The sequence below is a fragment of the Kitasatospora sp. NPDC098652 genome (assembly GCF_044760155.1).
Lineage (GTDB): Bacteria > Actinomycetota > Actinomycetes > Streptomycetales > Streptomycetaceae > Kitasatospora.
In genome coordinates this window covers 35,966-44,362 of sequence record NZ_JBIWAQ010000030.1, presented here as the reverse complement: position 1 = coordinate 44,362, position 8,397 = coordinate 35,966, and the positions used below count along the sequence as shown (strand labels likewise).

Here is an 8,397-nt window from a genome sequence, read left to right as displayed (position 1 = left end):
CATCGACGCAACCCATCTGGAAGACCGGCGAACGGCAGGGATCCGCTTGAGGACGGCCCGCGTGCCCGGCACGCGCGGCGCTCGCATTCCCGCACTCCAGCGCCCAGTCTCGATCGGGGCCGCGCCGAATTTCCCTAGGGTCTGTCGATCACGTCCGAACCGGTCCCGGACTCTAGGGAATTGCCGGGGCGTTCGGCTGGATCGTCAGTTGCGCGAGCCATGGGTGCGGCCCCCCGGGCCGAGCGCCCCGACGTCGACGAGGATCACCGCCATGCCCGAACCCTTCCCGCACGGCGACGCACCGAGAGTGCCGCTGCCCTCCACCGAGGGCACCACGGACCCGGCCGCGGCCGAGCTCAGCGAGCTCGACGAGCAGCTGATCGCCCAGCTCGTCCACCGCATCCGCCTGGCCCGCGGCCAGCAACTCAGCCGCCGTGCCGCCGGATTGCCGACCACCAGCCTCGCCCAGGAGAACGCGATGCTGCACCGCTACGCCGCCCGGCTGGGCGACCAGGGCGTCGGGATCGCGCTGGCCATCCTGGGGCTCTCCCGGCCGCCGACCGAGCGGGCCGTCGAACAACGGTAGGGCGGCAACGGCAGGGCGGTGGGGACGCGAGATCCCCACCGCCCTGCCGTTGCTCCCGGCCGGTGTCACCAGCGGGCACCGGCCAGCACCTCGTCGTAGTCGCGGGCCACCCGCGCCTGTTCCAGGTCGGACTCGACCATCATCCGCATGAGCTCGGGGAAGTCGACCTCCGGGTCCCAGCCCAGCTTCTCCCGCGCGTTGCCGGCGTCGGCGCAGAGCGTCTCCACCTCGGCGGGTCGCACGAGCCCTGGATCGACCTCGACGTACTGCTCCCAGTCGAGCCCGACGCACTCGAAGGCGATCCGGGCCGCGTCCCGCACCGAGTGCATCCGCCCGGTGCCGATGACGTAGTCGCCCGGCTCGTCCTGCTGGAGCATCAGGTGCATCGCCCGGACGTAGTCCCCGGCGAAACCCCAGTCGCGGACGGCGTCGAGGTTCCCGAGCAGAAGCCGGTCCTGCAGGCCGAGCTTGATCTGCGCGACCGCGAGGGAGATCTTCCGGGTCACGAACTCGGCACCGCGGCGCGGCGACTCGTGGTTGAACAGGATCCCCGAGACACCGTACATCCCGTAGGACTCGCGGTAGTTGCGGGTGATGTAGTGACCGTAGGTCTTCACCACGCCGTACGGGCTGCGCGGGTGGAAGGTGGTCCGCTCGTTCTGCGGGGTCTCCGCCACCATGCCGAACATCTCGGAGCTGGAGGCCTGGTAGAACCGGATCCGGCCGGGGCCGGCGACGGCCCCGGCCGGCTTGTTGATCCCGCTGACCATCCGGATCGCCTCCAGCACCCGCAGCACGCCGGTGCCGTTGACCTCGGTGACGAGTTCCGGCTGCCGCCAGGACATCGGCACGAAGGAGATCGCTCCGAGGTTGTACACCTCGTCGGGCTGGATCGTGTCGACCGCCGACACCAGACTGCTCTGGTCCATCAGGTCACCGTCGACGAAGCGCAGCTCCGGGATCAGCCGGCTGATCCGGTCCTTCCGCGGGTTGGCCTGCCCCCTGGTCAGGCCCCAGACCTGGTATCCCAGGGAGATCAGGTGCTCGGCCAGGTAAGACCCGTCCTGACCGGTCACCCCGGTGATCAGTGCACGCTTGGACATCCGTTCCCCTTCAGCCACTGCTCGCGGAGCGCTCTCGGCACGGCCAGCGAACCAGAGGAGGGGCTAAGGAATTTGCGAGACTTCCGGCGCACGCCGCCCAGAAATCGAACGGGACCAGCACCACCCGGACCGTCAACGTCGTCCAGACCGTCAACGTCGTCCAGAGCGTCGACGTCCACACCTGGGACGACATCACCTTGCCTTGTTCTAGGCCCGCTCCGCCGTCGCGAGGAGTTCGGCCGGATCGGAGGCGAAAACGGACATCCAGTGCGGGTGCAGCCGGTAGTAGACGACGTCGTGCTCCCAGTCGAAGGCATCGCGGCCGTAGAAGTCCTGGAAGTAGGCGAGGAGTTCGGGCCAGTCGGCGGCCGGCTCGCCGTCTCGGGGGTTGAGGATCTCGGCGGTGCCGTGGGTGAACACGCCCAGGTCCTCCCCGCGCAGGTGGGCGGCGCTGACGGCGGGCCGGGTGGCCAGGTGACGGGCCTTGGCGGCGGTGCGCGCGGTGCCGAAGTGCCACCTGCCGTGCAGGAAGTGGCCGTCCACGCCGCTGATCCGCGGCTCGCCCTTGGCGGTGACGGTGGACAGCGCGAGCGTGCACATCCCGGTGAGCACGCCGGTCAGCTGGACGGCGGTGAGGGTGCGCTCGCTGTTGATGATCGAGCGCAGGTGGGCGGTGGAGCTGGCGAGCGAGGTGTCCAGGAGGTCCTGGAGGCGGGCGAGGTCGTCGGGCGTCTCGAGCATGGGGTCCCTTGTCCGTGGTACGTGGTCCGCGGCCGACGCCGTCAGCGCCGACCGGTCCCCCCTACTCTCGCGGCGAAACCCGACACCTGCACCTCCTTTCGCCTTTCCCACCGGCTCCTTCGAACAGACCACCGGCGGTGCTGCTACGGACCTGCGTCCCCGCTCGTACACCCGGGCGGCCGCCTCAGCGGGCCAGGCGGCCCAGGAGGGCGGAGGCGGCGGCGATGCCGGCCGCGGTGGCGGCGGCCAGGACGGCGAAGTCCAGGGGTAGGTGGGAGGGGGTGCCGATGAGCAGGCCGCGCAGGGCGTCGACCTGGTAGCTGAGCGGGTTGGCCTTGCTGACGGCCTGCAGCCAGCCGGGCATCAGGTCGACCGGGTAGAGGGCGTTGGAGCCGAAGAACAGCGGCATCGTGATGGCCTGGCCGATGCCCATCAGACGGTCACGGGTCAGGACGATCCCGGCGATGGCCATCGAGAGGCAGGAGAAGAACGCCGAGCCGAGCAGCACCGCGACGACCACGCCGAGCAGGCGCAGCGGGTTCCACGTCATGGCGACGCCGAGGGCGGCGGCGATCAGGACCACGACGACGGCTTGCAGGACGGCTTTGACGCCGGCGGCGAAGGCCTTGCCGGTGACCAGGGCGGCGCGCGGGGTGGGGGTGACCAGGAGTTTGGTGAGGACGCCGGAGTCCCGCTCCCAGATGATCATGATGCCGTAGAAGATCGCGATGAACATCGCGGACTGGGCGATGATGCCGGGTGCCAGGTAGTCGAGGTAGGGGATGCCGCCGGTGGGGATGGCCTTGAGGCGGGTGAAGGTCTCGCCGAAGATCAGCAGCCACAGGGCGGGCTGGACGGCGCGGGTGTAGAGCTCGGTGCGGTCGTGGCGCAGCTTCTGGAGTTCCACTGCGCACATCGCGGCGACCCGGGCGGGCACCAGGCGCCAGCCGGTGCGGGCGCGCGGGGGCACCAGCAGCAGGCTCAGGTCCGGGACGCCGGCGGGGGTGGCGCCGGGGGTGGCGCCGGGGGTGGGCGGCTCAGCCGACGCGGCTGGCGGTGCGGCGGGTGCGGCGGACATCGCCGAAGTCTCCTTCCGTGGCGTCGGCCAGGTCACGGCCGGCGAAGTGGCGGAACACGTCGTCGAGGGTGGGTTCCTCGCCGCCCGGGACGGCCTGGCGGATGCCCTCCTTGAGCTCGGCGGGGGTGCCCAGGGCCCGGATCCGGCCGCGGTCCATCAGCGCGATGCGGTCGCAGTGGCGCTCGGCCTCGTCCATGTAGTGGGTGGTGACCAGGACGGTCATGCCGGTGGCCCGGCGTACGGCGTCCACGCGCTCCCACACGCCGGTGCGGGCGATCGGGTCCAGGCCGATGGTGGGCTCGTCCAGGACGAGCAGGCGCGGGGCGCTGACCAGGGCCTGGGCGAGTTCGAGGCGGCGCACCATGCCACCGGAGTAGGTGGCGGCCATCCGGTCGGCGGCGTCGGTGAGGTCGACGGCGGCCAGCGCCTGGGCGACGCGGCGGGCGCGCTCGGTACGGGGGACGTCGAAGACCCGGGCGAACAGGGCGACGTTCTCCCGCCCGGTCAGCCCGGCGTCCGCGGACAACTGCTGCGGCACGTAGCCGAGCAGGCGCCGTACCTCCATGGGGCGGCGGGCCGCGTCATGGCCGAAGACGCGCACCATGCCGGGGCCGGCGGGCAGCAGCGTGGTGATCGCCCGGATGGTGGTGGTCTTGCCCGCGCCGTTGGGACCGAGCAGACCGAAGACCTCACCGGTCCGCACGGTCAGGTCGATACCGTCCACCGCGCGGGTGACCTTGCCACGGCCGTGGGTGAAGCTGTACTCCAGGCCCCGGCACACCACGGCCTCCGCCGCGGCCGACGCTCCACCTGCTCCTGGCGTTCCCGTGGCTCCTGGCGTTCCCGTGGCTCCCGGTATTCCTGCTGGTTCCGGTTCGGTCATCGCGGGTCCTCCTCGGGCAGGTCGCGCAGCCCCTGGGCGAGGGAGCGCAGCGCGGGTAGGGCGGCGGCCAGCGCGGCCCGTTCGGGGCCGGGCAGGCCCGCGACCAGCTCGCCGGTCAGTGCCCGGCGCCGCTCGCGCCAGGCTTCGATGCGCTGGTGGGCGGCCTCGGTGGCGTACAGCAGGGCGGCCCGGCGGTCGGCGGGGTCCACCTCGCGGCGCAACAGGTCCTGGGCGACGAGCTGGTTGACGAGGGTGGAGACCGAGTTGCCGGCCAGGCACAGTTCCTCGGCGGCGGCGGAGACCCGCAGTCCCGGGGTGTCCATCACCAGGTGCAGCAGTTCGACCTGGGCTCCGCGCAGGCGGGGCTGGTCCAGGCCCTGGCGCAGGCGGCGGCGCAGCATCCGTTGGATGCCGGTGAGGAGGGCGGAGAACTCGTCGGCGAGGGCGCCGTTGGGCGGGTGGGCGGGTCCTGTCTCCATACCTCGATTTTAGCTCTCAGTGAGAGGTATCTGTCGAGGGGGCGGGCGGGGGCGGACAGCAGCAGAAGGCCCCGCACCGGCGCGTGCTCGCCGGTGCGGGGCCTTCGTGCGGGGCGTTCGTACGCCGCCCGGTCAGATCGCGCGGACCTGCTCGGCCTGCGGGCCCTTCTGGCCCTGCGTGATCTCGAACTCGACCGGCTGGTTCTCCTCCAGGTTGCGGTAGCCGCTGCCCTGGATCGCGGAGAAGTGGACGAACACGTCCGGGCCGCCGTCGTCCTGGGCGATGAACCCGTAGCCCTTCTCCCCGTTGAACCACTTCACGGTACCCGTGGCCATGCCGATCTCCCCTCGGGACGAAGGGATGCGCGCTGCTGCGCACCCCTCACGGTTGTCGCGTCCAGGAACAGCACGTTCAGCAGTACCGCGGACGGCGAATCTCATGATCATGCTACCGACCCGTCGCCGTCCGCGTCCGGCTTTCACCCAGATTCGGCCACTCCCAACCGACCCACCCCGGCCGGGCGTTCGCACACCGGCACCACGGCACCGGCATGGCCTCCGACCACCTCCACACGTACTGCTCCTCACCCACCCTCGCCCGGGTGGGCCCGGGCGCACGCCCGGGTGGAACGTGCGCATCCGGTGCACGAGCAGTGTTGCCAAGGTGTTGCAGCGGGCGTGGCGGGGCCACGTCCCGTAGTAGCGTCTGGCATGAAGTCGCGCACGGTACGCGGCGATTGACGGGGGTTCGACTCGGAACGGGGGCCAGGCTTGGGAAGGGGTGGTGGGTGTGGGACGGGCACGCGTGACAGCGCGAGTGATCGTTCACCCCGGTGTGGAGGACGTCAACGTCCAGCAGGTGTTGGAGGCCCTCGCCGACCCGGCGAGGCGCAAAGTGGTGCACACCCTGGCCCACTCGGGCGCTGACCTGAGCTGTGGATCCTTCGACCTCCCCGTCGGACGCTCCACCTCCAGCCACCACTTCTCCGTCCTGCGCGCAGCGGGCGTCCTGCGCCAGTACTACGTCGGCACCACGAAGATGAACACCCTCCGCACCGAGGAACTCGAACAACGCTTCCCCGGCCTCCTGACCGCCGTCATCGCCGCCGCCGACACCGAGGCCCACAACGCCCCTTGACGCCTCCCGGCCCCCGGCCCGGGCAGGTCGGGGGCCGGTTGCCGGGGCGGGGGCCGGGACCAGGGGCGGGGCGCCTCGCCGGATATCCCCTTTTCCAGGTGCGCAATTGGCGGTGCACAGAATGACGGAACAGCGGAATTGCGGAATTCCTGACACGCCACACCACCCGGCAGCCGTGAATTCAGCCACCGGGCCATATGTTCACCGGACAAGTCAAGACTTACCTTCGAAGAGCTCCGGCCGTATGGTATGGGCCGAATCGAAGGAGCTCACCGTTGCCGAAGCCGTCGAAGACGATGAACGACCCCGCCACGCTCGCAGTTGACGCGGAGCGGGATTATGTGTCCTCCCTGTACGAGTTCCTCACCGAGCGCCTTTCCGAAGCGCGGGCGCAGCGGGCGAGCGTGCTGAATACCCCGGCGGACAACGCCGGCGAGGCATACGAAAGGGAAATCGCCGCCGAACGGCTGGCCAAGGAGATCGGCAGGCTGGAGGGCGCCGAAAGGGGGTTGGTCTTCGGGCGCATCGACTGGGCGGACGGCACGGCCCTGCGCATCGGGCGGATCGGCTTGCACACGGACGAGGACGACCTGCCCCTGCTCGTGGACTGGCGCGCGAGCGCGGCGCGGCCCTTCTACGAGGCGACGCCGGTCCACCCGATGGGCCTGCGGCGGCGCCGGCACCTGCGCCTGGACGAGCGCACGGTCGTCTCGGTGAGCGACGAACTGCTGGACGGGAGCGCCCCGACCGACGAGGACGTCGTGGGCGACGGCCCGTTGACGGAGGCCCTGTCGGCACGGCGGACCGGCCGGATGCACGCGGCCGTCGCGACGCTGCAGGCCGAGCAGGACGAGATCGTCCGTTCCGCGCACCGCGGGGTGACGGTGGTGCAGGGCGGGCCCGGCACCGGCAAGACGGTGGTCGCCCTGCACCGGGCGGCCTACGTCCTGTACGCGTTCCCGCGGGCCGCGGAGGAGGGTGTCCTGGTGGTGGGCCCGAACGCCCGGTTCCTCGACTACATCTCCCAGGTCCTTCCCTCCCTCGGGGAGAACGACGTCGTCCTGGCGACCTGCCGGGAGCTGGCCGGGGTGTCCACGGACACGGTGGAGCCGTTCGACACGGCGCGTCTCAAGGGCGGCACCGACCTCGCCGACGCCCTGGCCGGCCTGCTGCGCGCCCACCAGGCGCCCGCCGGTGACTTCACGGTGCGGGTCGGACGGGACGTGGTCCGCCTGTCCGCGGCGGAGGTGGCCACGGCCCGCGACGCCGCCGTCGCGGCCGTACCGGGGCACAACCCCGCGCGCCGGGTGTTCACGGAACTCCTGGTCAACGCCGTCACCGACGCGATGCAACGGGACATGGGCGACCTCCTGGAGCGGATCGACGCCGACACCGCCGCGATGACGGGCCTGGACCTCGACAAGTTCACGGGAGCCGGCCGGCACCGTACCGAGGGTGCGGCCGCCCCGGGCCCGGCCCACGAGCTGGACCTGGACGCCGTCCGGGCCGATCTCCTCGACGACGCCGGTGTCGACCGGGCGGTCGAGGCGCTGTGGCCGCGGCTGGCACCCGGTGACCTCGTGAACGCGCTGCTGACGGACGCCGACGCCCTCGCCGAGCAGCTGCCCCACCTGACCGCGCAGGAGCGGTCCCTCCTGCTGCGCGCCCCGGACGCCCCGTGGACCGATGCCGACGTGCCGTTGCTGGACGAGGCGGCGAGCCTGGTCGACGGCCCGCCCGAGCGGACGTACGGGCACGTCGTCGTCGACGAGGCTCAGGAACTGACCGCCATGCAGTGGCGGATGATCGTCCGCCGCTGCCCGGGACGGGCAATGACGCTGGTGGGCGACTTCGCCCAGGCGGGCCCGGTCGCGACGGCGCGGGACTGGAAGGAGGCCCTGGACCCCCACCTCGGACCGCGGTTCAAGCTGCACGAGCTGACCGTCAGTTACCGCACCACCCAGGAGATCCTGGAGAGCGTCCGGGGCCTGCTGGCCCGGATCGCCCCGGACCAGCAGCCCACCCGGTCACTGCGGAGCGGCGAGGCCCCCCGCACCGTGACCGCGCCGCCGGACGGGCTGGTCAGCGCCGTCGTCCAGGAGCTCCACGCCCAGAGCGCCGCGTACCCGGGCGAACTCCTGGGGGTGGTCTGCGCCGACACCAGGGTGGGCGAGCTGACGGCCCTGGGCGTCGCCGACCACGCACGGATCGTGCCCGCGTCCGAGGCCCGCGGCCTGGAGTTCGACGGGGTCGTCGTCCTGCACCCCGAGGAGATCATCACGGCCCGCCCCGGTGGGGAGCGGGACCTGTACGTGGCCCTGACCCGGGCCACCAAGCGGCTCTGCACGATCACCGTCCGGCCCGGGTGATCACCTACCTCGCCTCCGCG

The 8,397-nt window shown here is 71.8% G+C and carries 9 protein-coding genes; 3 read left to right on the top strand and 6 right to left on the bottom strand.

The window, feature by feature from the left end; genetic code table 11:
• Window positions 1-271 precede the first annotated feature (271 nt).
• Entirely contained in the window at window positions 272-586 is a 315-nt protein-coding gene (locus ACIQWA_RS37065) for a hypothetical protein (RefSeq protein WP_402490563.1), read from the top strand.
• A gap of 65 nt (window positions 587-651) precedes the next feature.
• Here the strand turns inward: ACIQWA_RS37065 and ACIQWA_RS37060 are convergent, their stop codons facing one another.
• The 6 genes from ACIQWA_RS37060 to ACIQWA_RS37035 all read right to left on the bottom strand — a co-directional run bounded on the left by ACIQWA_RS37060 (window position 652) and on the right by ACIQWA_RS37035 (window position 5,206).
• Window positions 652-1,689, bottom strand: a complete 1,038-nt coding sequence (locus tag ACIQWA_RS37060; RefSeq protein WP_402490560.1) for a GDP-mannose 4,6-dehydratase — start codon at window positions 1,687-1,689, stop codon at window positions 652-654.
• 207 nt (window positions 1,690-1,896) lie between these two features.
• Window positions 1,897-2,430, bottom strand: coding sequence for a pyridoxamine 5'-phosphate oxidase family protein (locus tag ACIQWA_RS37055; protein WP_402490557.1), 534 nt, complete (start codon window positions 2,428-2,430; stop codon window positions 1,897-1,899).
• A gap of 184 nt (window positions 2,431-2,614) precedes the next feature.
• Window positions 2,615-3,508, bottom strand: coding sequence for an ABC transporter permease (locus ACIQWA_RS37050; RefSeq protein WP_402490555.1), 894 nt, complete (start codon window positions 3,506-3,508; stop codon window positions 2,615-2,617).
• Entirely contained in the window at window positions 3,468-4,391 is a 924-nt protein-coding gene (locus ACIQWA_RS37045) for an ATP-binding cassette domain-containing protein (RefSeq protein ID WP_402490552.1), read from the bottom strand. The genes ACIQWA_RS37050 and ACIQWA_RS37045 overlap by 41 nt, the downstream gene beginning before the upstream one ends.
• The gene (locus ACIQWA_RS37040; RefSeq protein ID WP_402490549.1) at window positions 4,388-4,870 is read right to left on the bottom strand and encodes a MarR family winged helix-turn-helix transcriptional regulator; all 483 of its coding nucleotides are present in this window, start codon (window positions 4,868-4,870) and stop codon (window positions 4,388-4,390) included. The genes ACIQWA_RS37045 and ACIQWA_RS37040 overlap by 4 nt, the downstream gene beginning before the upstream one ends.
• Before the next feature lie 132 nt (window positions 4,871-5,002).
• Window positions 5,003-5,206 (bottom strand): cold-shock protein, encoded by a 204-nt coding sequence (locus tag ACIQWA_RS37035; protein WP_402490546.1) that lies wholly within the window; start codon window positions 5,204-5,206, stop codon window positions 5,003-5,005.
• A 469-nt stretch (window positions 5,207-5,675) separates the two neighbouring features.
• Between ACIQWA_RS37035 and ACIQWA_RS37030 the strand changes: the two genes are divergently transcribed.
• Together ACIQWA_RS37030 and ACIQWA_RS37025 are read left to right on the top strand one after the other, a co-directional pair.
• Window positions 5,676-6,008: a transcriptional regulator gene (locus tag ACIQWA_RS37030; RefSeq protein ID WP_360229460.1), complete on the top strand. Its 333-nt coding sequence runs from the start codon at window positions 5,676-5,678 to the stop codon at window positions 6,006-6,008.
• Window positions 6,009-6,304: 296 nt separating this feature from the next.
• Window positions 6,305-8,377, top strand: a complete 2,073-nt coding sequence (locus ACIQWA_RS37025; protein ID WP_402490573.1) for a HelD family protein — start codon at window positions 6,305-6,307, stop codon at window positions 8,375-8,377.
• Window positions 8,378-8,397 lie beyond the last annotated feature (20 nt).